The 654-nt window shown below is 48.0% G+C and carries 2 protein-coding genes; both read left to right on the top strand.

Annotated features, from left to right (window positions below):
• Positions 1 to 87 precede the first annotated feature (87 nt).
• Positions 88 to 369, top strand: coding sequence for an IS66 family insertion sequence element accessory protein TnpA (tnpA, locus tag VZ94_RS21805; RefSeq protein WP_045780858.1), 282 nt, complete (start codon positions 88 to 90; stop codon positions 367 to 369).
• Positions 357 to 488 carry an IS66 family insertion sequence element accessory protein TnpB gene (gene tnpB, locus VZ94_RS21800; RefSeq protein ID WP_239650145.1) on the top strand — a complete coding sequence of 44 codons (132 nt, stop codon included), beginning with the start codon at positions 357 to 359 and terminating at the stop codon, positions 486 to 488. The genes tnpA and tnpB overlap by 13 nt, the downstream gene beginning before the upstream one ends.
• Positions 489 to 654 lie beyond the last annotated feature (166 nt).

Below are 654 nucleotides of genomic sequence, written 5' to 3'. Positions count from 1 at the left end.
TTCAGCGTACTAGTAAGCGCTCAACCAAACCACCTGTTCTAATAAGTTCAGAACCGTTATTCTCAAAATTTTTGAAGAGGATAATGCATGACCTTAACTGCGCATTGGATACATCACCTGAACACTTGGCAAAGCAGCGGAATGACGCAAGCGGCGTATTGCCGACAGCATCGGCTTAATGTCAAAACCTTTGCCGCGCGGCTGCACGATTTTAGAAATGAACATTCCACACCGGCGTTCATTCCGGTTCAGGTAAAGGAACCGGCAACTGCTTTGCTGGTATTGCATACCGGTCACGGCTCACGACTGGAACTACCGATAACCGTTTCTGCACCGTGGCTGGCTGAGTTGCTGCGATGCCTGGCTTGATCGAAACACCCGCGCAAATTTGGCTAGCCGTGGCACCGGTGGATATGCGTAAAGGCATAGACGGACTGTCCGCGCTTGTCCAGCAGGCGCTAAGCTCTGTGCCCACGGCTTTCTCATAAAAAATTAACTTGCTTAAGTGTTGAAATGAGTGTCTCAGGTAAATCAACAAATTCCTCGATTTTTTGCTGAAAATTCTTCGCGCCTGACCAGCGCAGTAGATTGGCCGAAAAGCAGCGTAATTTTGCCATTATTTGAGCTTGGTTTCCGTTTTTGACCAACACATTA

It is taken from the genome of Methylocucumis oryzae, from assembly GCF_000963695.1.
GTDB classification, from domain to species: Bacteria; Pseudomonadota; Gammaproteobacteria; order Methylococcales; family Methylomonadaceae; genus Methylovulum; species Methylovulum oryzae.
Note: the sequence above shows the minus strand (reverse complement) of the source record. Positions and strands in the feature narration are given on the sequence as shown.